This is a genomic window from Rhizobium sp. AN5 (assembly GCF_900215255.1).
In the GTDB taxonomy this organism is placed as follows: domain Bacteria; phylum Pseudomonadota; class Alphaproteobacteria; order Rhizobiales; family Rhizobiaceae; genus Agrobacterium; species Agrobacterium tumefaciens.
This window is the reverse complement of the sequence record NZ_OCMJ01000004.1, coordinates 1,160,499-1,182,020: the sequence shown is the minus strand read 5'-3', so window position 1 is coordinate 1,182,020 and position 21,522 is coordinate 1,160,499. Positions and strand designations below refer to the sequence as shown.

Annotated in this window: 18 protein-coding genes; 7 read left to right on the top strand and 11 right to left on the bottom strand. The window is 59.0% G+C overall.

Annotation, left to right across the window (positions count from 1 at the left end):
* Nucleotides 1-98: 98 nt before the first annotated feature.
* From gcvT to CRP02_RS18190, 4 genes are all read left to right on the top strand, one after another.
* On the top strand, nt 99-1,238 hold the full coding sequence (gene gcvT, locus CRP02_RS18205; protein ID WP_097171892.1) for a glycine cleavage system aminomethyltransferase GcvT: 1,140 nt from the start codon (nt 99-101) through the stop codon (nt 1,236-1,238).
* 28 nt (nt 1,239-1,266) lie between these two features.
* Nucleotides 1,267-1,629, top strand: a complete 363-nt coding sequence (gcvH, locus tag CRP02_RS18200) for a glycine cleavage system protein GcvH (protein WP_003502678.1) — start codon at nt 1,267-1,269, stop codon at nt 1,627-1,629.
* Nucleotides 1,629-4,493 carry an aminomethyl-transferring glycine dehydrogenase gene (gcvP, locus tag CRP02_RS18195; protein WP_097171891.1) on the top strand — a complete coding sequence of 955 codons (2,865 nt, stop codon included), beginning with the start codon at nt 1,629-1,631 and terminating at the stop codon, nt 4,491-4,493. The genes gcvH and gcvP overlap by 1 nt, the downstream gene beginning before the upstream one ends.
* 159 nt (nt 4,494-4,652) lie before the next feature.
* Nucleotides 4,653-5,456 carry an endonuclease/exonuclease/phosphatase family protein gene (locus tag CRP02_RS18190; protein ID WP_097171890.1) on the top strand — a complete coding sequence of 268 codons (804 nt, stop codon included), beginning with the start codon at nt 4,653-4,655 and terminating at the stop codon, nt 5,454-5,456.
* 46 nt (nt 5,457-5,502) lie between these two features.
* On the opposite strand, the gene CRP02_RS18185 is transcribed toward CRP02_RS18190, so the two are convergent.
* Nucleotides 5,503-6,006, bottom strand: coding sequence for a hypothetical protein (locus CRP02_RS18185; RefSeq protein ID WP_097171889.1), 504 nt, complete (start codon nt 6,004-6,006; stop codon nt 5,503-5,505).
* A gap of 133 nt (nt 6,007-6,139) precedes the next feature.
* On the opposite strand from CRP02_RS18185, the gene CRP02_RS18180 reads away from it, so the two are divergent.
* Complete coding sequence (locus CRP02_RS18180) at nt 6,140-7,480, top strand: MFS transporter (protein ID WP_179784063.1); 1,341 nt, start codon at nt 6,140-6,142, stop codon at nt 7,478-7,480.
* A 59-nt stretch (nt 7,481-7,539) separates the two neighbouring features.
* On the opposite strand, the gene CRP02_RS18175 is transcribed toward CRP02_RS18180, so the two are convergent.
* From CRP02_RS18175 to cysG, 5 genes are all read right to left on the bottom strand, one after another.
* Entirely contained in the window at nt 7,540-8,352 is an 813-nt protein-coding gene (locus CRP02_RS18175; protein ID WP_097171888.1) for a ferredoxin--NADP reductase, read from the bottom strand.
* Nucleotides 8,353-8,498: 146 nt separating this feature from the next.
* Entirely contained in the window at nt 8,499-9,005 is a 507-nt protein-coding gene (locus CRP02_RS18170; RefSeq protein WP_097172837.1) for a DUF934 domain-containing protein, read from the bottom strand.
* Nucleotides 9,006-9,015: 10 nt separating this feature from the next.
* Nucleotides 9,016-10,686, bottom strand: coding sequence for a nitrite/sulfite reductase (locus CRP02_RS18165; protein WP_003512935.1), 1,671 nt, complete (start codon nt 10,684-10,686; stop codon nt 9,016-9,018).
* 8 nt (nt 10,687-10,694) lie between these two features.
* Nucleotides 10,695-11,009, bottom strand: coding sequence for a DUF2849 domain-containing protein (locus CRP02_RS18160; protein WP_003512933.1), 315 nt, complete (start codon nt 11,007-11,009; stop codon nt 10,695-10,697).
* Nucleotides 11,002-12,465 carry a siroheme synthase CysG gene (gene cysG / locus CRP02_RS18155; protein WP_097172836.1) on the bottom strand — a complete coding sequence of 488 codons (1,464 nt, stop codon included), beginning with the start codon at nt 12,463-12,465 and terminating at the stop codon, nt 11,002-11,004. Before cysG ends, CRP02_RS18160 begins: the two co-directional genes overlap by 8 nt.
* A gap of 262 nt (nt 12,466-12,727) precedes the next feature.
* Between cysG and CRP02_RS18150 the strand changes: the two genes are divergently transcribed.
* Nucleotides 12,728-13,315, top strand: coding sequence for a deaminase (locus CRP02_RS18150; protein ID WP_097171887.1), 588 nt, complete (start codon nt 12,728-12,730; stop codon nt 13,313-13,315).
* 64 nt (nt 13,316-13,379) lie between these two features.
* Nucleotides 13,380-14,219: a nucleoside triphosphate pyrophosphohydrolase gene (gene mazG, locus CRP02_RS18145; RefSeq protein WP_097171886.1), complete on the top strand. Its 840-nt coding sequence runs from the start codon at nt 13,380-13,382 to the stop codon at nt 14,217-14,219.
* A gap of 207 nt (nt 14,220-14,426) precedes the next feature.
* Here the strand turns inward: mazG and hflX are convergent, their stop codons facing one another.
* The 5 genes from hflX to CRP02_RS18120 all read right to left on the bottom strand — a co-directional run bounded on the left by hflX (nt 14,427) and on the right by CRP02_RS18120 (nt 21,429).
* Nucleotides 14,427-15,851, bottom strand: a complete 1,425-nt coding sequence (gene hflX / locus CRP02_RS18140) for a GTPase HflX (protein WP_179784062.1) — start codon at nt 15,849-15,851, stop codon at nt 14,427-14,429.
* Between the two features lie 108 nt (nt 15,852-15,959).
* Nucleotides 15,960-16,202 (bottom strand): RNA chaperone Hfq, encoded by a 243-nt coding sequence (hfq, locus tag CRP02_RS18135; protein WP_003496145.1) that lies wholly within the window; start codon nt 16,200-16,202, stop codon nt 15,960-15,962.
* A 184-nt stretch (nt 16,203-16,386) separates the two neighbouring features.
* Nucleotides 16,387-17,763 (bottom strand): Trk system potassium transporter TrkA, encoded by a 1,377-nt coding sequence (trkA, locus tag CRP02_RS18130; protein ID WP_097171885.1) that lies wholly within the window; start codon nt 17,761-17,763, stop codon nt 16,387-16,389.
* Nucleotides 17,764-17,813: 50 nt separating this feature from the next.
* On the bottom strand, nt 17,814-19,178 hold the full coding sequence (locus CRP02_RS18125) for a sigma-54-dependent transcriptional regulator (RefSeq protein WP_003512918.1): 1,365 nt from the start codon (nt 19,176-19,178) through the stop codon (nt 17,814-17,816).
* Complete coding sequence (locus CRP02_RS18120) at nt 19,168-21,429, bottom strand: sensor histidine kinase NtrY-like (protein ID WP_097171884.1); 2,262 nt, start codon at nt 21,427-21,429, stop codon at nt 19,168-19,170. The genes CRP02_RS18125 and CRP02_RS18120 overlap by 11 nt, the downstream gene beginning before the upstream one ends.
* Between the last annotated feature and the right edge of the window lie 93 nt (nt 21,430-21,522).

Here is a 21,522-nt window from a genome sequence, read left to right as displayed (position 1 = left end):
TCTCAGGCGACAAGGACAGAGGGGGCTCTTGAACCCGGCGCGTTTTTCGCGTCATGACCTGAGCCCGCGCGATCTTTCGCGCAACCCTGGAGGCGTCCTTGGACGATACCGCCGAGCTTAAAATCACGCCGCTCCATTCCCTGCATGTTTCCCTTGGCGCCCGCATGGTGCCTTTCGCCGGTTACGACATGCCCGTGCAATATCCGGCGGGCGTGCTGAAGGAACATCTTCAGACCCGCACCTCTGCCGGCCTCTTCGACGTGTCCCACATGGGCCAGGTTATCCTGAAGGCGAAGTCGGGCAACAATGCCGATGCCGCAATCGCGCTTGAAAAACTGGTGCCGGTTGACGTTCTCGGCCTAAAGGAAGGCCGCCAGCGTTACGGTTTTTTCACCGATGAAAACGGCAGTATTCTGGATGATCTGATGATCACCAATCGCGGCGATCACCTTTTCGTCGTCGTCAACGCGGCCTGCAAGGACGCCGATGTCGCCCATATGAAGGCGCATCTTTCCGACACTTGCGACATTACCCTTCTCGATGATCGGGCGCTGATCGCGCTTCAGGGACCACGCGCGGAAGCGGTTCTGGCCGAACTTTGGGCCGGCGTTTCCGAAATGAAGTTCATGGACGTGCTGGAAGTTCCGCTGCACGACGTTCCCTGCATCGTTTCCCGTTCCGGTTATTCCGGCGAGGATGGTTTTGAAATCTCCGTGCCTGCCGAAAAGGCGGAAGAGATCGCCAAGGCCCTGCTCGAGCATCCTGATTGCGAGCCGATCGGGCTTGGAGCGCGCGACAGCCTTCGTCTTGAAGCTGGCCTTTGTCTCTACGGCAACGATATCGATACAACGACCTCCCCCATCGAAGCCTCGCTTGAATGGGCGATCCAGAAGGCGCGCCGCGCCGGTGGTGATCGCGAAGGCGGTTTCCCGGGGGCGGAGCGTATTCTAGGCGAACTCAAGGACGGCACATCGCGCCGTCGCGTCGGCCTGAAGCCAGAGGGCAAGGCACCGGTGCGCGGTCATTCCAAGCTTTTCGCGGATGCCGAAGGCAAGACGGAAATCGGCGAAGTAACCTCCGGCGGCTTCGGTCCGTCGGTCGAAGGTCCCGTTGCCATGGGTTACGTCCCTGCGGCCTATACTGCTCCCGGCACGGCGATCTTTGCAGAAGTGCGCGGCAAATATCTGCCCGTCACCGTCGCTGCCCTGCCCTTCATCAAGCCCACCTACAAACGATAATCTTCATCCCATCTCCGGAGAGAATACGATGCTGAAATTTACCGCAGAACACGAATGGCTGAAGTTCGAAGGCGATATCGCCACCGTTGGCATTACCAGCCACGCCGCTGAACAGCTTGGCGACCTCGTCTTCGTCGAATTGCCGGAAGTGGGCGCCACCTTCTCCAAGGATGGCGACGCGGCGACCGTTGAATCCGTCAAGGCGGCTTCCGATGTCTATTGTCCGCTGGATGGCGAAGTGGTGGAAATCAACCAGGCCATCGTCGACGATCCCTCGCTGGTCAATTCCGATCCGCAGGGTGCGGGCTGGTTCTTCAAGCTGAAGCTCTCCAACGCTGCGGATGCCGATACGCTGCTCGACGAGGCAGCCTACAAGGAGCTGATCGCGTAATGACGACGCCCACGGAATTCCATTTCACCGACTATCAGCCCTATGATTTCGCCAACCGGCGTCACATCGGGCCGTCGCCGTCGGAAATGGCGGAGATGCTGAAGGTCATCGGCTACAAGAGCCTCGATGCCCTGATCGACGCCACCGTTCCCTCCTCCATCCGCCAGAAGGTGCCGCTGACCTGGGGTGCCGCGCTGACCGAACGCGAGGCGCTCGACCGCCTGCGCGAAACGGCCAACAAGAACCAGGTACTGACCTCGCTGATCGGCCAGGGCTATTACGGCACGATCACGCCCCCGGTCATCCAGCGCAACATTCTGGAAAACCCGGCCTGGTACACAGCCTATACGCCTTACCAGCCAGAAATCAGCCAGGGTCGTCTTGAGGCGCTGCTGAACTACCAGACCATGGTCTGTGATCTGACCGGCCTCGATGTCGCCAATGCATCGCTGCTCGATGAAGCGACCGCCGCCGCCGAAGCCATGGCGATGTGCCAGCGCGTCGCGAAGTCCAAGGCGACCGCCTTCTTCGTCGATGCCAATTGCCACCCGCAGACCATCGCGCTGATCGAGACCCGTGCGGCGCCACTCGGCTGGAAGGTGATCGTTGGCAATCCCTTCACCGATCTCGATCGTGTCGACGTATTCGGCGCGATCTTCCAGTATCCGGGCACCCACGGTCATGTCAGCGATTTCTCGGGCCTGATTTCCCGCCTGCACCAGACCGGCGCCATCGCTGCCGTTGCCGCCGATCTTCTGGCGCTGACGCTGTTGAAATCACCCGGTGAAATGGGTGCGGATATCGCCATCGGCACCTCGCAGCGTTTCGGCGTTCCGGTCGGTTACGGCGGCCCGCATGCGGCTTACATGTCCGTCAAGGACGCGCATAAGCGCTCCATGCCTGGCCGTCTGGTCGGCGTCTCCGTCGATGCGCGCGGCAATCGCGCCTATCGCCTGTCGCTGCAGACACGCGAGCAGCATATCCGCCGCGAGAAGGCCACCTCCAACATCTGCACCGCGCAGGTGCTCTTGGCGGTCATGGCGTCGATGTATGGCGTCTTCCATGGCCCGCAGGGCATCAAGGCGATTGCCCAGCAGACCCACCAGAAGGCCGTTTTGATGGCCAAGGGCCTGGAGAAACTTGGCTACGTCATCGAGCCGGAAACTTTCTTCGACACCATCACCGTCGAAGTCGGCCATATGCAGGGCGTCATCCTGCGCTCGGCCGTTGCGGAAGGTGTGAACCTGCGCAAGGTCGGCGCGACCAAGATCGGCATGAGCCTTGACGAGCGCACGCGTCCCGCGACGCTTGAGGCGGTCTGGCGCGCATTCGGCGGCAATTTCTCGATCTCGGATTTCGAGCCGGAATATCGCCTGCCGAAGGAACTGCTGCGCACCAGCCAGTACATGACGCATCCGATCTTCCACATGAACCGTGCCGAAAGCGAGATGACCCGTTACATCCGCCGTCTTTCGGACCGTGATCTCGCGCTCGACCGCTCGATGATCCCGCTCGGTTCCTGCACTATGAAACTGAACGCAACTGCGGAAATGCTGCCCATCACGTGGCCGGAATTTTCCGACATCCATCCCTTCGTGCCGGCCAATCAGGCGCTCGGCTACAAGGAGATGATCGATGATCTCTCGGAAAAGCTGTGCTCGGTCACCGGTTACGACGCCTTCTCCATGCAGCCGAATTCTGGCGCGCAAGGGGAATATGCGGGGCTTCTGACCATCCGCAACTATCACATCGCCAATGGCGGCGCACATCGCGACGTTTGCCTCATTCCAACCTCGGCGCATGGCACCAATCCAGCCTCCGCGCAGATGGTCGGCATGAAAGTGGTGCCGGTGAAGGTGCGAGAAAATGGCGATATTGATATCGACGATTTCCGAGCAAAAGCAGAGCAGTATACGGAAAACCTCTCGTGCTGCATGATCACCTATCCATCCACCCATGGCGTGTTTGAAGAGACGGTTCGCGAGATTTGCGAGATCACCCATAAACACGGTGGTCAGGTCTATCTTGACGGCGCCAACATGAACGCCATGGTCGGTCTTGCCCGTCCCGGCGATATCGGTTCCGACGTCAGCCACCTCAACCTGCACAAGACCTTCTGCATTCCGCATGGCGGCGGCGGTCCGGGCATGGGACCGATTGGCGTCAAGGCGCACCTTGCTCCCTATCTTCCCGGCCATCCGACGACGGACGGTCGTGAGGGTGCGGTTTCGGCTGCCCCCTTCGGCTCGCCGTCGATCCTGCCGATTTCCTGGAGCTACTGCCTGATGATGGGCGGCGAAGGGCTGACGCAGGCGACCAAGGTTGCGATCCTCAACGCCAACTACATCGCCGAACGGCTGAAGGGCGCTTACGACGTGCTCTACAAGTCCGAAACGGGACGTGTGGCGCATGAGTGCATCATCGACACCCGCCCGCTGGCAGACAGCTGCGGCGTGACGGTGGACGACGTTGCAAAGCGCCTCGTCGACTGCGGTTTCCATGCGCCGACCATGAGCTGGCCGGTTGCCGGCACGCTGATGATCGAGCCAACGGAATCCGAGACCAAAGCGGAAATCGACCGTTTCTGCGATGCCATGCTGGCGATCCGCGAGGAAGCCCGCGACATCGAGGAAGGCCGTGCGGACAAGACCAACAATCCGCTGAAGAACGCGCCGCACACGGTGGAAGATCTCGTCGGCGAGTGGGATCGTCCCTACAGCCGCGAACAGGGCTGCTTCCCGCCCGGCGCCTTCCGCATCGACAAATACTGGTCGCCGGTCAACCGCATTGACAATGTCTATGGCGACCGCAACCTCATCTGCACCTGCCCGCCGATGGAGGCTTATGCCGAAGCCGCCGAATAAAGGCATCGGTACGAACGAACTTATGAAGGCCCGGATCGCTCCGGGCCTTTTTCGTTCCGGACACAAGCCCCAAGACCGGGCGACCACGTCACATGCGATTGATCGTCACCCGTTCCATGCTAAACCGGATACTGCAATTTAAGCGGTGATGGAGTTTGAATGCGTTTGATTTGCCTGAATGGTTGGGGCGGAAAGCTCCATGACGAGCTTGTTCCCTATATCTCCGCGTCCGATCCCGACATTTTATGTTTGCAGGAAGTGGTGCATACACCGGCAGCCGAGCAGGACTGGCTGAGCTATCGCGATGACGGTATGGACCTGCCGCAAAGGGCGAACTTCCTTCGCGATGTCGCAGACGCCCTACCCGATCATCTGGCAATCTTCTGCCCGGCGTCACAGGGCGACCTCTGGCACGGGGAGACACGATATCCTTCACAATGGGGGCTGGCGACTTTCGTGCGTAAATCCATCGCCATTGTTGCGCAAGCGCAAGGTTTCGTGCACGGCACCTTTTCTGCGAATGGATACGGAGATCACCCGCGTTCGCGCACGGGCCATGCTGTCAGGGTTTTCGACTTCACGACCGGCCAGCCGGCCGTCATCGCCCATATGCATGGACTGCGTGACCCCAACGGTAAACATGATATTCCTGCCCGTTTAATACAGGCAAAACGCCTCGTGAAACTTGTCGAAGACATCGCGGAAGATGGTGACCGGATCATCGTCTGCGGCGATTTTAATGTTCTGCCTGAGAGCGATACCTTCACCGTATTGAAGGAACTGGATCTCATCGAACTCGTCACGACACGTGGTTTCACAGACACGCGCACCTCGCATTATGCCAAACAAAACCGTTTTGCAGATTACATGCTGGTCAATCCGGTTGTGCAGGTCGATCACTTCGATGTGGTGAGACAGCCGGAAGTCTCGGATCATTGCCCCTTGCTGCTCGAATTCAGCTAGAGGCTTAAGCCGCCTTACCGGTCATTGTCTTCATCTCACGGCTTGGTCAGCGCACCAGCCGGATATCGCTCGTCACTACCGTCTTGCCGGTCCTGCCGTCCTTGTCGGTGGTGCGAAGCCGCAGGCCGTTCTGCCCAACTTTTTCGATTGTCATGGCTGCGACGCGGTCACCGTTGATGTCGCGGTTCCAACGAACCGTCAGGTTGATTGCATTTCCCTGCCGCGTACCGGAAAGGGCCGACGGTCTGCCAGAGGGTCCGGTGTAGGCGCCGCTGTAACGTCCACCTTTCTCCGACAGGTCAGCTGCGATTGCGCGCCTGACCACCAGAAGGCCACGGCATGTGCCGGACATATTGAGCGACGACGCCCCCGCTTTGGAATTCAGCGTACAATTGACGTTGATTGGCGGGGTGCCAATGCGGGTGATAACGGTTCCCTTGCCCGCCCATGTGCCTTTCAGCGACGAGAGGAATTCGCGTTCGTCCGCCAATGCCGGCTGCACACCGAGCAGCCCTGCAAAAAATAAACTCGTGATAGCCGTCGTTTTCATGGCGCGTATCCAATTTTTCACGAAGACTAACTCGCTTGCACCGTCAAACGTTCCTCCGGTTTATTTAGCAACTGTCAAAAAATTCGAGAGGCTCATGTTTCTATCGTGCCGATGCAACCAAATGCAGACATAGATGTTTCTCGCCAGCGTCGATCAATTTCTGATCACCTACCGCATATTTTTCGGAGCATATTTCATGACGACGATCGGCGTTTCGGCACCGCGCGGCAGCCTCCCTTCCGGCGGTCTGCCTCGCAGCGGTGGTATTTCAGACCGCACGCTTTTTGCCCTTGCGGCGCTTAATTTCTTTCTGGCCGATGCCCGCGACGGTCTAGGGCCGTTCCTGGACGCATTTTTGGCGACACAGGGCTGGTCTTCGCTTTCACTGGGGATGATCGCCACGGTCGGCGGCCTCGTCGGTCTGCTTGCCACACCGCTTTGCGGCGCGTTGGTGGACGGCACAACGTGGAAAAGAACGTTGATTGCCATCCCAGTCGTTCTCGTGACCGTCGGAGCGCTGATTACGCTGATTTTTCCCGATGCGTGGATCGTCTGGACCGGCCAGATCATGACTGCGGTTGTCGGCGCCGTCGTGGGACCGGCTCTGGCCGGGCTGACGCTTGGTCTGGTCGGTGAACGCCTGTTCTCCCGTCAGATATCGCGAAACGAATTCTGGAACCATGGCGGCAATTTCGCATCGCTCTTCGCCACTTACGTTGCCGTCTCCTTCTTCGGCCTGCATGGCGTCATCGGGCTTATGCTTCTGACGGCTGCAGGCGCACTTGTTGCCGCCGCCGCCATCGACCCCGACAGGATCGACCACAAGGTGGCGCGAGGCCTTGGCGAGGACAAGGGCGAACCGGGGCCCTCAGGTATAAACGTACTGCTTCACGAACGCGGTCTGATATTCCTCGCGATAATTCTTCTTATCTTTCACTTCGGCAACGCCCCGATGGGACGGCTTATCGCGCAGAATTTCGCCATCGAACTGCAGACACCTTTCCGCACGACAGCGATCATTACTGGCGTCGCGCAATTTGCCATGATCTTCGTTGCGGCCTTGGCGCCGTGGCTGATCCGTCGCTTCGGTCTTGCGACGGTGTTCCTGATCGCGCTTGCCGCCCTGCCGATCCGCGGTCTGCTGGCCTCCGCCTTCACGGATTTCTGGGTAATCTTTCCGGTACAGCTGCTTGACGGTATCGGTGCCGGCCTTCTGGGCATCGTGACGCCTGTGGCCGCCGAACGCATTCTCAAGGGAACAGGCCGGTTCAATGTCGGTCTTGCAAGCGTCATGATGGTGCAGGGAATTGGTGCGTCCCTCAGCAACGTCGTTGCCGGGTGGCTGGTCACCAAAGGCGGTTACGCCCTTTCGCACTTGGTCGGCGGCGGCATATCGGCCATCGCCATCGCCCTCTTCTTTATCTACCGAAACGAGATCGCCCCGAAGCAGGACGACGAAGCACTGCCTCAGTAAGTCGTACAAATAAAAAAGGAGGCCTCACGGCCTCCTTCATCCAACTTGCGCAAAGTCGGTTACCCGACGAAAGCGCGCTCGATGACGAATTCGGCAGGCTTGTTGTTCGCACCTTCGTTAAGGCCGGCCTTTTCCAGGAGTTCCTTCGTGTCCTTCAGCATGGCCGAAGAACCGCAGATCATGCCGCGATCAATAGCGGGATCAAGTGCGGGGACACCCAGATCCGTAAACAGCTTGCCGTTCTCAATCAGCGATGTAATGCGGCCCTTGAAGGGGTAATCCTCGCGCGTGACGGTCGCATAATGCTTGAGCTTGTCACCAACGATCTCGTTCAGGAATTCGTGGTTGCGAATCTCGTCGACCAGATCGAAACCGTACTTCAGTTCGGCCACATCGCGGCAGGTATGGGTGAGGATGACCTCTTCGAACTTTTCATAGGTCTCGGGATCGCGGATCAGGCTTGCGAAAGGTGCGATGCCGGTGCCGGTCGAGAACATATAGAGCCGTCTGCCTGGTGTCAGGGCATCCAGAACCAGAGTGCCTGTCGGCTTCTTGCGCATCAGCACCGTATCGCCGGGCTTGATCGCCTGAAGATGCGAGGTCAGCGGCCCATCCGGAACCTTGATCGAGAAGAATTCCAGTTCCTCGTCCCAGGCCGGGCTGGCGATGGAATAAGCGCGGTAGATCGGCTTTTCGCCGACCATCAGGCCGATCATGGCGAATTCGCCGGAACGGAAACGGAAGCCGGCCGGACGCGTCATGCGGAAACGGAACAGGTGATCCGTATAGTGTTCCACCGACAAAACTGTCTCGGCGTAAACACCATCAGGTATCTTGATCGCGAAATCTTCCGTCTTGGCTGGCGCGTTCATTTCAGGTTCCGTCCATTCATTCGATAAGCGACATTCTTCGACCGGGCAATTATACCATTTTTGCCGCGGTTTGAAGGCATGAGAATATCAATACTGCCATGCGCGCAGAAAATATGCATCTAAAACTCATATTTCCGCGCAACGCGTCATTGGGCCGCACGGCGGCGCCAGCTATAGGCCTCTCCACCGTTGGCCGGAAGGGCCGTCGGCTGGTAATAGACCGGGATTTCCGGCAGGCGATTTTCGGACAGGCGGCGGATCGCCGTCTCGTTCGTCACCGCAAAGCTGGTAAAGCCGGTGCGCAGCATCAGCGGCACCTGGTCGATCAAAACATCGCCAACCGCCCTCACCTCACCCGCAAAATCAAGACGGCTGCGCAGCAACGAGGCATGGCTGAAACCACGCCCGTCATTGAAGGCCGGGAAGCTGACGGCGACAAGGTCGATACGGTCAAGATAGGGCTCGAGCCGGGTGACATCGTCGGCAGGCGCAATCAGAACGCCGAGGCCGACATCATTGCTTTCAGCCGCACGGACAAGGAAATCAGCGAGCGACAGCACCGATTTCTGCTCGGCAATTGCCTTCACTTCTTCCGTTTCGATCACCCAGGGATCGTTTTCCACGAAGCCGTCGCGGTTCCAGATTTTCGTCATGGCAATCTCCTCAGGCGGCTTCAGCGGCGGAACCGTAGAGCGCATCCTTGAACGGCTGCGGTCCGACGCGGCGATAGGCTTCGAGGAAGGTTTCTTCCTTCGAAAGGCGCAAGCCCAGATAGGTGTCGACGATAGTTTCCACCGCGTCGGTCACTTTTTCCGGCTCGAAACCGCGACCAATGATCTCACCAATCGAGGTGTTTTCATCACCCGATCCGCCAAGCGTGATCTGGTAGAGTTCCGCACCCTTCTTTTCAACACCCAGAAGGCCGATATGGCCAACATGGTGGTGGCCGCAGGCATTGATGCAGCCGGAAATCTTGATCTTCAGCTCGCCGATTTCCGCCTGACGTTCCGGCGCGCCGAAACGGGTAGAGATCTCCTGCGCCACCGGAATGGAGCGCGCATTGGCAAGCGCGCAATAGTCCAGCCCGGGACAGGCAATGATATCGGTGATCAGCCCGGCATTTGCAGTCGCCAGCCCCGCACCCACAAGTGCGCGATAGACCGGCTCGAGATCGGCCAGCGCCACATGCGGCAGGATGATGTTCTGCTCGTGGCTGATGCGGATTTCGTCAAAAGCGTATTCGGCGGCGATATCGGCGACGAGTTCCATCTGCTCGTCGGTCGCATCGCCGGGAATGCCGCCAATCGGCTTCAGGGAAATCGTCACCATGCCGTAGTCCGGATGCTTATGCGGCTGGACGTTCTGCTCGACAAAACGGGCAAAACCCTCATCCGCCCGCTTCCAACGCGCCAGGCTCTCCCAGCCTTCAGGGCGGTCCTTCAGCGCCGGGGGTGCGAAATAGGCGGTGATGGCTGCAATGTCGGCATCCGGCAGCTTCAATTCGGTGTTTTTCAGCTCCGCAAATTCAACCTCGACCTGGCGGGCCAGTTCTTCTGCGCCGGTTTCATGCACGAGGATCTTGATACGCGCTTTGTATTTGTTGTCGCGGCGGCCGTGCAGGTTGTAAACGCGCATGACCGCCGTAGTATAGGACAGCAGGTCCTCTTCCGGCAGGAAGTCGCGGATCTTCTTGGCGATCATCGGCGTACGGCCCTGCCCGCCGCCGACATAGACGGCAAAACCGATCTCGCCCTTGTCATTCTTTTTCAGATGCAGGCCGATATCATGAACCTGAATGGCGGCGCGGTCGCGCTCGGCACCCGTTACAGCGATCTTGAACTTGCGCGGCAGGAACGAGAACTCCGGATGCACGGAAGACCATTGACGCAGGATTTCCGCATAAGGACGCGGATCGGCGACCTCGTCTGCGGCGGCGCCCGCGAAATGGTCGGCGGTCACGTTGCGAATGCAGTTACCCGAGGTCTGCAGCGCATGCATTTCCACGCTTGCCAGTTCTGAGAGGATATCGGGCGTGTCGGACAGGCGCGGCCAGTTGTACTGAATGTTCTGGCGGGTGGTGAAGTGGCCGTAACCCCGGTCATATTTGCGGGCGATATGGGCCAGCATCCGCATCTGCTGCGAATTCAGCGTGCCGTAGGGAATGGCGACGCGTAGCATATAGGCATGGAGCTGGAGATAGACACCGTTCATAAGGCGCAGCGGCTTGAACGCGTCCTCGGCCAGCTCGCCGGACAACCGGCGCTCGACCTGATCGCGAAACTGTGCCACGCGGCCTTCAACAAATGCGTGATCGAACTCGTCGTAACGGTACATATTCTTCCTCAGACTGCGATGAATGCTGCATCGGCCGGCTTGAAGCCGTTGGCATAGTGCATGGTCGGGCCAGCGGCGCGAATGCGCTCGCGAAGCCGCGTCGGCCAAAGCTTGCCATTCTCCTCCACAACGTCAATGACATTCACATCAACGACCTTGTTGGCGGAAAAATCACGCTTGCCAATTTCCTCGAACGAAGCGACGGCCTCTGCGTGGCGGGCGACGATTGCGTCCTGCAGGTTCTCCGTCCATTCGCCATTGGCATCGAGCCATACGGCGATCCCATCGCCCAGGCGGTTGGCGGTCAAAACCTTGTCAGCCATTTGCATACTCCCTTTTAAGGTTCGCTGGCCGCGCAACAAGCGCGAGCGCCTCGGACCTGTCAAAATTGGCGCCCGCCACCGCATCGCCGATAATGACCATGACCGGACCGGTCAGCTCATCGCGATGTTCGAGGTCAGGCAGATCGTTCAGAGTGCCATGCAGCAGGCGACGATCCGCGCGGCTGGCATTTTCGATGACGGCGACGGTCGTTTCCACGCCGAGACCTGCCTCGATCAGCCTTGTCGCGACTGAAGCAGCGACGCTGCGGCCCATATAGACGGCAATGGTCGCGCCGGAGACGGCAAGCCGCGCCCAGTCCGGCAGGACATCGCCGGTCAGGTCGTGGCCGGTGGTGAAAATCAGCGACGAAGCGACACCGCGCAGCGTCAACGGCAATTCGAAATCCGCAGCGGCGGCGAAGGCCGAAGTAATGCCCGGCACGATCTCGTAACCGATACCGGCATCGCGCAGCGCCGCCATTTCCTCTCCCGCCCGGCCATAGACCAGCGGATCACCGGATTTGAGGCGCACGACGCGCTTGCCGTCTTTACCAAGACGTACCAGCAGGCGGTTGATCTCATCCTGCGACTTGCTGTGGCAGCCCTTGCGCTTGCCGACGGACAGACGCTCGGCGTCACGGCGGCCCATATCAACGATTGCCTGCGGCACCAGCGCATCATAGACGATCACATCGGCTTCCATCAGCACGCGCTGCGCGCGCAGCGTCAGCAAATCTTCCGCACCGGGACCAGCGCCGACAAGCCAGACGCGGCCTTCGCTGCGCTCGGGCGATTGCAGCAAACGGTCAGCGGCATGGCGGGCGGAAGATGTATCGCCGAGAGCGACGGCATCTGCGACAGCACCGGAAAAGAACCGGCGCCAGAAATTGCGCCGCAACGCGCCCTTGGGAACATTCTGCTCGGCGACGTCACGATATTGCACGGCGAGGCGCGCAAGCTTTCCGAGCGACGGAGACAGCATCTGGTCGATACGCGCGCGGATCATCTGGGCAAGAACCGGGCCTGCGCCTTCGGTGCCAATGGCGATGGCGACGGGTGCGCGGGCGACGAGTGCCGGCGTGAAGAAATCGCAGAACTCCGGCTGATCCACCGCGTTGGCGGGGATTTTCTTGGCGCGCGCAGCCAAAACTATCTCACGGTCCAGTGCCTCGTCCCCGGTGGCGGCAAAAACCAGTGTCGCGCCCTCAATCAGTTGGCTCGCGAAACCCAAGGCCCGATGATCGATGCCGTTTTCGCTGATATAGCGCGCAAAATCCGCTTCCGGCTGGTCGGCATAAGCAATGATATGTGCATTGGTATTGGCAAGCAGCCTTACCTTCGCAAAGGCCTCGTCACCATTGCCGAAAACAGCGACCTGCCGTCCCTCAACCCGGAAGAACGCGGGGAAGGTCGAAAGGCGATCGCCAGAAGCGGAAAAATCGTGTTCGTTGTGCATCGGGCATTTATCCCGCATTGCGGCGCAAGATTGAAGAAACAGAAATTCAAGCCTTTCCAACACCTGGATTTTTATTTCTCGAACACCCCTATTTTTGAGGAAAACTAACCGGCACACCTTTTTCACCCCTGTCGAACGCCTCGAAATCCCATGAGAATCCCTTGACAAACCAGTCCCTCGCGCCGAACAAGAAGGGACTATTTTAGTCGATTTCTCCATGCAAAAACCGCTTCACCCGGAGGCGGTACGAAGGATCAGACCCTTGACCAACTCGACCATCGCCGCCCGTCTTCTCGATGTCATCGAACACGATATCCTGCCCCTGACGGCGCGCGGCGTCAGCCTCGGCAACAAGGTTTTCGGTGCGGCGATCCTGCGCAAATCCGACCTGTCGCTGGTGATCGCGGAGACGAATAACGAGCTCGAAAACCCGCTCTGGCATGGCGAAGTACACGCGCTGAAGCGGTTTTACGAGCTGGGTGAGAAGCCGAACACCAAGGAATTGATTTTCCTTTCCACCCATGAACCCTGCACCATGTGCATGTCCGCCATCACTTGGGCCGGCTTCGACAATTTCTACTCCTTTTTCAGCCACGAGGATTCGCGCGACGCTTTCGCCATCCCGCACGACCTGAAAATCCTCAAGGAAGTTTTCGGGCTGGAGCCGGGCGGGTATCGCCGCAGCAACGCCTTCTGGAACTCTTTCTTCATTGCCGATCTGGTGGAGAGCGAAGACGATCCGCTGAAGACCGAGCTGAAGGCGCAGACGGCCCGCATCAAGGCTGCCTATGACGAGCTTTCCACCACCTACCAGTCATCGAAAAGCGACAATGACATTCCGCTGAACTAGAGCATTTCTAGACGGTTTTCCGCCTGGATATGTATGAAAACAAAGAACGAAGGTTTGAAAGACTATGGAAGCCTCGAAGGATATTTCTCGCCTGATCGAGATCATGGAAGCCCTGCGCCAGCCGGAAACCGGCTGCCCCTGGGATGTCGTCCAGACCTTCGAGACGATCAAGCCTTACACCATCGAAGAGGCTTACGAAGTTGCCGACGCCATCGAGCGCAAGGATATGGATGATCTTTGCGAAGAACTGGGCGACCTGTTACTGCAGGTGGTTTTCCATGCCCGCATCGCCGAGGAACGGGGCGAATTCGCCTTTGGCGACGTGGTTGAGGCCGTGACGTCCAAAATGATCCGCCGCCATCCGCACGTCTTTGCCGTTTCCGCCGCCAATACGCCTGACAGCGTCAAGCTGCAGTGGGACCAGATCAAGGCCGAGGAAAAGCGCGAGCGTGCGGAACGCCGCGCCCGCCGCGGTATCACCGAGGATTTCAAGGCCGGCTTTTTAGGCGGTGTGCAGCGTAGCCAGCCGGCTCTGACCGAGGCTCTCAAGTTACAGGAACAGGCTGCGCGCATCGGTTTCGATTGGTCGGATCCAGCCCCCATTCTCGACAAGATCGAGGAGGAAATCGCCGAACTTCGTGAGGCGCTCGCGGAGGGTAAACCGGAGAAGGTCTCTGATGAACTTGGCGATCTCATCTTCGCGCTGGTCAATATCGGCCGCCATGTCAAAGCCGATCCGGAAGACGCGCTGCGCGGCACCAATACGAAATTCCGCAGGCGTTTCAATCACATCGAGACGTCGCTCACCGAAAATGGCGAAACGCTTCAGGAAGCGAGCCTTGAGAGAATGGAAGACCTGTGGCAGGCGGCAAAACGCATCGAACGCTCGCTGGATATGGTTTAGTCCTGATCACCCGGATATACCGAAAAATTCAGAGCGCCCGGTGCTTTCGACAGTGGTGACGAAAACCTAGAACCTCTCCTGCGTCACGCTCGGGCCTGCCGCGAGCATCTGCGACGTCCTGATTGTATCTGGGTGTTTAGATCCTTGGGACAAGCCCAAGGATGACGTCGAGTATAAGGGAATATACCGCAATCGTTCTCGGAGCGCTTACTGCTCCCAGTCTTCCCGCTCGCGGATGGTTGCCTTTCCAAGCTTCCGTTCCAGCTCGGTGGCCTGCGCTTCCGACAGGCGCACATCAAGCGAAACCGAACCGTCCTCATTGTCTTCACGGCTATCCACGATGGAGTTGCTGTAGACCCAGGAGATCAGCGGCAATTGCTCGACGGAGAGGACTACGGTCGTTTCCGTCAGGACACCTGACAGACGGCCGGAAATCTCGTCCATCAGGGCATCGACGCCCTCGCCCGTGACCGCCGAAACGGCACGAATATCGGAGCGGCCCTCGGCGCGCTCAATGATGGCGTCATGCGCTTCGGGTTCGAGACGATCGACCTTGTTCCAGACCTCGATGATGCGCTTTTCGGCTTCCTTCTCGTCAATACCGAGATCGCCAAGAATGCGCAGCACATCGGCCGACTGGGCGGCATTATCCGGATCGGACATATCGCGCACATGCAAAATAAGATCGGCTTCCAGCACCTCTTCCAGCGTTGCGCGGAAAGCGGCGACGAGATGTGTCGGCAGATCGGAGATGAAGCCGACGGTATCGGACAGGATAACCGTGCGGCCATGCGGCAGCTTCATGCGGCGCAAGGTCGGATCGAGCGTTGCGAACAGCATGTCTTCCGCCAGAACGCCAGCGCCGGTAATGCGATTGAACAGGGTGGACTTGCCGGCATTGGTATAACCGACCAGTGCCACGATCGGGTGCGGCACCTTGCGGCGCTTGGCGCGGTGAAGCTGGCGGGTGCGCACAACCTGCTCCAGCTCGCGCTCGAGCTTGACGATGCGATCCTGCAGCAGCCGGCGGTCGGCCTCGATCTGCGTTTCACCAGGACCGCCCATGAAGCCCGCGCCACCGCGCTGGCGTTCAAGGTGGGTCCAGCTTCTGACGAGGCGACCCTTCTGATAGTTCAGATGCGCAAGATCGACCTGCAGCGTGCCTTCCTTGGTGGAGGCGCGGCGGCCGAAGATTTCGAGTATCAGGCCGGTCCTGTCGATGACCTTGGCATTCCACTGCTTTTCAAGATTGCGCTGCTGCACCGGGGTCAAAGGGTGATCGACGATCACCAGACCGGAATTGGTTTCATCCAGAAGATGGCCGATTTCCTCGATCTTGCCGGTTCCAAACAAAGTTGCCGGACGCGGCTGGTTGACCGGCACGACGAGACCTTGCATCACCTCAAGATCAATGGCGAGCGCCAGCCCCTTTGCTTCCTCAAGCTTGGCCTCAACAGACCGCACAGGAGAAACCGGACCCGCCACCGCATCGCGGCTTTCGCGCTGCTGCTTGAGGACAGGCACGATGACCACCGCACGCATGTCGTCGCGGTGCTTTTCCTGTTCGGGGATGATCGATTCGTTCGAGGTGTCGCGCGTCGTAATGGGTTCAGCCTTATCAAGAAATGACATTGCAGCCGGCCGCATCCGTGCGGACGACTATTCGGATTAACCTGATTGAACCGGAAATGTTCCCGGTTCGGGTCAGCTTATATCGAAGATACCGTTGAGGGAGCCTGATCAGGCTGCGCCTTCTTCGCTCTCGAACATCTGCATCGGCTGGCCGGGCATGATGGTGGAGATCGCATGCTTGTAAACAAGCTGCGAGTGACCGTCACGGCGCAGAAGTACGCAGAAATTGTCGAAGGAGGTGACAACGCCCGTCAGCTTGACGCCGTTGATCAGGAAAATCGTGAGCGAAATCTTTTGCTTACGAACGGTATTGAGGAAAAGATCCTGAAGGTTTTGAGAACGTTCCGCCATGGCGCCGCTTCTTTCTTTTTTGCCGGCAGGGATACCGGAAAATAATCAATCAATAATAAGCCGGCCGAGTCTAGTCCCCCGCTTGGCCGACCTGCAACTCTGGTATCAAATCGTGTCCTGTTCCGCAACGGCGAAAACAGCCGAATGAGTACGAGTATTGACCTGCTTTTTCGATTCGAAACAGTCAGAAATATTGTATCGAAACCCGGAAAAGCTGTTCCACGTCGCGCACGGCATCGGCAGATGCAAACAGCACGACGCGGTCCTTCGCCTTGATCTTCGTGCTGCCGTCCGGGCGGATCACCATACCGTCGCGATAGATCGCGCCGATGCGCACGCCATCGGGCATATCGATGTCACGGAAGGACTGGCCGACCAGCGGCGAAGTCTCCAGCGCCTCTGCCTCGATTACCTCCGCCGAGCCGCGCTGAACGGCATAAACCGACCGGATACGGCCCTTGCGCACATGCTGGAGAACGCGCGAAATGGTAACGGCCCGGGGGTTGATATAGGCATCGAGACCGAGTGAATCCGCAACCTCGTGAAAGGACGAGCTGTTCAACAACGCAAGGTTGGATTTGCAGCCGAGCTGCTTGGCCATCACCGCCGCCAGAATATTGGTCTGATCGCTGTTGGTTAGCGTCACGATCAGATCCGCATCCTGAATATCGGCCTGCAGCAGAATCTTCTGGTCCAGCGCCGACCCATGCATGACAATGGTGTTGCTGAGCTGTTCCGATGCGGCAATAGCCCTGTCGCGATCCGCCTCGATGATCTTTACCCGCGTCTTAGGCTGCAACTCCTCGATCTTCTGCGCGACGAAGTGGCCGATATTGCCGGCGCCCGCAATCACGATGCGCTGCGCCTCCTGCTCCTCATGGCCGAAGAGGCCAAGGGTGCGGCGTGCGTGCTGGCGCTGACAGATGACATAAGCGAGATCGCCGACGCGCAGCTGCTCGGAGGAGTGCGCGACCTTGAGGATGCCGTCCCGGTAAACACCCACCACGGTTGCGATAAGGTCCGGAAAGAGGTTGGAAAGCTGCTGCAGCGGCGTGTTGATGACCGGGCAGTCCTCCATGCACTCGATCGCCAGCATGAAGACCGTGTCGTCGGCGAAACGCACGACATCGGTTGCACCCGGAAAGGCGATGCGCCTGAGCACCATCTTGCCGACTTCGACTTCAGGCGAAATCGTCACGTCGATCGACATGTTTTCGCGGCTGAACAGATCGGCATATTCCGGTTTCAGATAGCTTTGGTCGCGGATGCGGGCGATCTTGGTCGGAACGCTGAACAGCGCATGCGCAACCTCGCAGGCGACGATATTGATCTCGTCATGCAGGGTCACGGCGATGATCATGTCGGCCTGGTCCGCACCCGCCTTTGCCAGCATGTCGGGATGGGCGCCATGACCGACATAACCGCGCACATCCAGCGTCTCGGTGATGGCGGTAATGAGGGTCGCGGAGGTATCGATGACCGATACCTCATTATCCTCGCGCGACAATTGTTCGGCGATGCCGTAACCCACCTGCCCTGCGCCGCAAATGATGACTTTCATGCTGTCTCTCTGACGGAATAATCGATTACGACGACTTGGGCCTTCGTCTCTTATACGCCGAGAGATTTCAGTTTGCGATGCAGTGCCGATCTTTCCATGCCGACAAATTCCGCCGTTCGCGAAATATTGCCGCCGAAGCGGTTGATCTGGGCGACCAGATAGTCCCGCTCGAACATTTCACGTGCTTCGCGCAGCGGCAGGGTCATGATGTGCTGGTCGCCTTGCGCCGAAATCTTCGGCAGCATGTCGCCAATATCCGCCGGCAACATGTCTGCCGAGATTGGTGCCTCACCGCCTTCGGGGCGTGCCAGAATCATCAGCCGCTCGATATTGTTGCGGAGTTGGCGGATGTTACCCGGCCAGTCATGCGTCTGGAGAACGGCCATGGCATCATCGCCGATCTTGCGCGGGCGGATGCCGGCCTGTTCGGAAATCTGCCGCATGAACATGTCGACGAGGAAAGGAATATCCTCACGCCGCTCGGACAGCGCCGGCACCTTCACCGGCACCACGGCGAGGCGATGGTAGAGATCTTCGCGGAACTGGCCTTCGGCGATCAGGCTTTCGAGGTGATGGGCGGTTGAGGAGATGATGCGCACATCCACCTTCACCCGCTTGCCGCCACCGACACGCTCGAACTGTTGATCGACCAGCACGCGCAGGATCTTGTTCTGGGTTTCGCGCGGCATCTCGCCGACTTCATCGAGATAGAGAACACCGCGATGGGCCTCTTCCAGAGCGCCTACCTTGCGCGGCTGCCCGGGCAGACCTTCGGTGCCGAACAAGGCGATTTCCATGCGGTCCGGCGTGATCGTCGCAGCGTTCAGCGCAACGAAAGGTCCTGTAGCACGCGAGGATTTCTTGTGCACCATGCGCGCCACCAGCTCCTTGCCGGAACCGGAGGGGCCGAGGATCATGATGCGGCTGTTGGTGGGCGCCACGCGGTCAATTGTCTGGCGAAGTTGGGAAACCGCAAGCGACGCGCCGACGAGTTCAACCGCGTCGCCGGTGCGCTTCTTGAGTTCCTGCACCTCCCGCTTCAGCTTGGAGTTCTCCAGCGCGCGTTCGGCAATCAGGATCAGGCGGTCTGCCTTGAACGGTTTCTCAATGAAATCGAACGCGCCGCGCTTGATGGCGTTGACGGCGGTTTCGATGTTGCCGTGACCGGAAATCATCACAACAGGGATATCGGGATGGCGGCTCTTGATCTCGTCCAGCAGGGCCAGACCGTCGAGCTTCGACCCCTGCATCCAGATGTCGAGAAAGATGAGACGCGGCACGCGTTCGGAAATGGCGGCCAGCGCGCTGTCGCTGTCGAACGCCATGCGCGTCTCGTGGCCTTCATCGGAAAGAATACCCGCTACGATTTCGCGAATGTCCGCCTCGTCATCCACGACCAGAATATCAGACGCCATATGCTGCTTCCTTGTTATTTTTGCCGCCGACCGCCTCGATATAGGGCAGCAGCACTCTGATCATGGCACCGTGGCCATGGTCGAACTCCGGCGGGGCATCGTGGAGCTCCAGATACCCGCCATGCTCTTCGATGATTTTCTTGACGATGGCGAGGCCGAGGCCCGTGCCCTTGTCCCGCATCGTCATATAGGGTTCGAGAATGCGGTGACGGTTCTCGACGGGCAGGCCTCTGCCATTGTCGATGATGTCAGCCACGAACCGCGAATTGGCCTCGTCGAAGGATGCGCGCACCAGGATTTTACCTGGCCGCTTTTCGCCTTCCACCGCCTCGATCGCTTCCGTTGCATTCTTGATGAGATTGCCGAACGCCTGTCCCAGCATGCGGGCATCGAACATGCCCTCCAGCGGGTCATCGCCAAATTCCGTCGAGAATTTCGTGTCTGCGGCGCTTATTTCGCGCAGGAATGCCGCGTCCTTCAAGATCGAACGCAGGTCCGACTTTTCCTTCGTGGGCTTCGGCATGCGCGCAAAGGCCGAGAATTCATCCACCATCCGGCCGATGTCACCAACCTGCCGGACGATGGTGTCCGTACACTGGTCAAAGATGGCGCGATCGTTCTCGTCGATCTGCTTGCCGAAGCGGCGTTTGATGCGCTCGGCGGAAAGCTGGATAGGTGTCAGAGGGTTCTTGATCTCATGCGCAATACGCCGCGCGACGTCGGACCAGGCGGTCGAGCGCTGGGCAATGACGAGATCGGTGATATCGTCGAGCGTGATGACGTAGCTGTCGCGGCTGTCGCGCGCATCCTCACGGGTCACCTGCACATTGAGCGTCCGTTCCGTGCCGCGCCGCATGATGTTGATCTGCTTGCGGAAATTGCCGCGCGACCAGGTGTTGGCCTCGGTCACGACCTCTTCGATTTCAGGCGCGATATCAGATAGTTGCGCACCGATAAGCTGGTCGGAGGAAAGCGCCACGAATTCTTCAGCAGAAGGATTGACGATGGTGATCCTGCGGTTTTCATCAATGCCGATAACGGCGGCGGTAACGCCCGACAATACGGCCTCGATGAAGCGGCGGCGATCATCGATGTCGTCTTTCGCTTCAATGATCTGTTCCTGTTGGCTGCGCAGTTCCGAGACCATCTTGTTGAAGGTGCGCGACAGGCGGCCAACGTCGCCATCGATGGCGCGAACGGGAACCAGCACATGCATGTTCCCGGTGGCGACACTGTCTGCGGCGCTGATGAGGAGACGGATAGGACGCACGATACGGTCGGCCACCGCAATCGCGGTCCAGATCGCCGCCAGAAGTACGATCAGCGCAAAACCGAGATAGAGGATTGCAAACGCAATCTGCAACGGCGCACGGCCGGCCTCCATCGCCTTGTATTCGGCGCGGTTCTCCTCCATCAGCCGCATCGCGCCCATCACCTTGGGATCGACGGCACGCACGGTGTAAAGGAACGTACCGCTGATGCCCTCGAGCTTGATGATGGCGCCGACGAGATTGGTGATGCCAGGCGGAATGAGGGTTGGCTGACCGGCGGCGGCCTTTTCAAGTGCATCGTGCGGAATGGCTGGAAGCGGCTTTTCCGTCTTGATATCGGCCTGCGCGACGGCGTCGCCGTCTTCCTGCACCAGGAATGCGCCGAGAAGACCACGGCCCTTGGCCTGACGGGTCATGAGATCGACGAAGCCGGTGCGGTCGAGATAAAAAAGAGCGCGATTGCGGTCGAGGTCGGTGGCCATAGACAGGGTCTGCCCCTGAAGATAACCGGCATTCTCCATCATATAGGCCTGGGCGATATTGCTGGAAGAATCGACGATCGACTGGGTACGTAGCGCAAACCAGCGGTCGAGACCTACATTCAGCGTCAGGCTGGCGAAGATCGCGACGAGAACGGCCGGTGTAATCGCAACGATGGAAAACAGCACGACGATGCGCACATGCAATCGTGCGGCCGCCCTGCCCTTTTTCCGCGCTTTCAAAAGGCGGTTGATTTCCCGACCGATGAGAAAGATCAGTCCGATCACAAAGATCGAATTGATGACGACCGAGGCGATGACGACATTCGAAGTCGGCGCAATCGGTGTTACGCCCAGAAGCACGAAAAGTGTCAGTATGGCGCAAACAAGTGCGACACCGGCAAGCACCAGCCCCGGCAGAGCGAAAGACATCCTGCGATCGGCTACCACCATTCCCGCTGCGTCTTCGGCAACGGCTTTTTCGGCGGCGGGTTTCCGCATGCATTTCTCCCAATCGCTGGCTAGCCAGCACCACATTCATGAAAATGGGCGAATCCGCCTCGTGCCGGCGAATCTCTCTCCATCCTAGTGTTT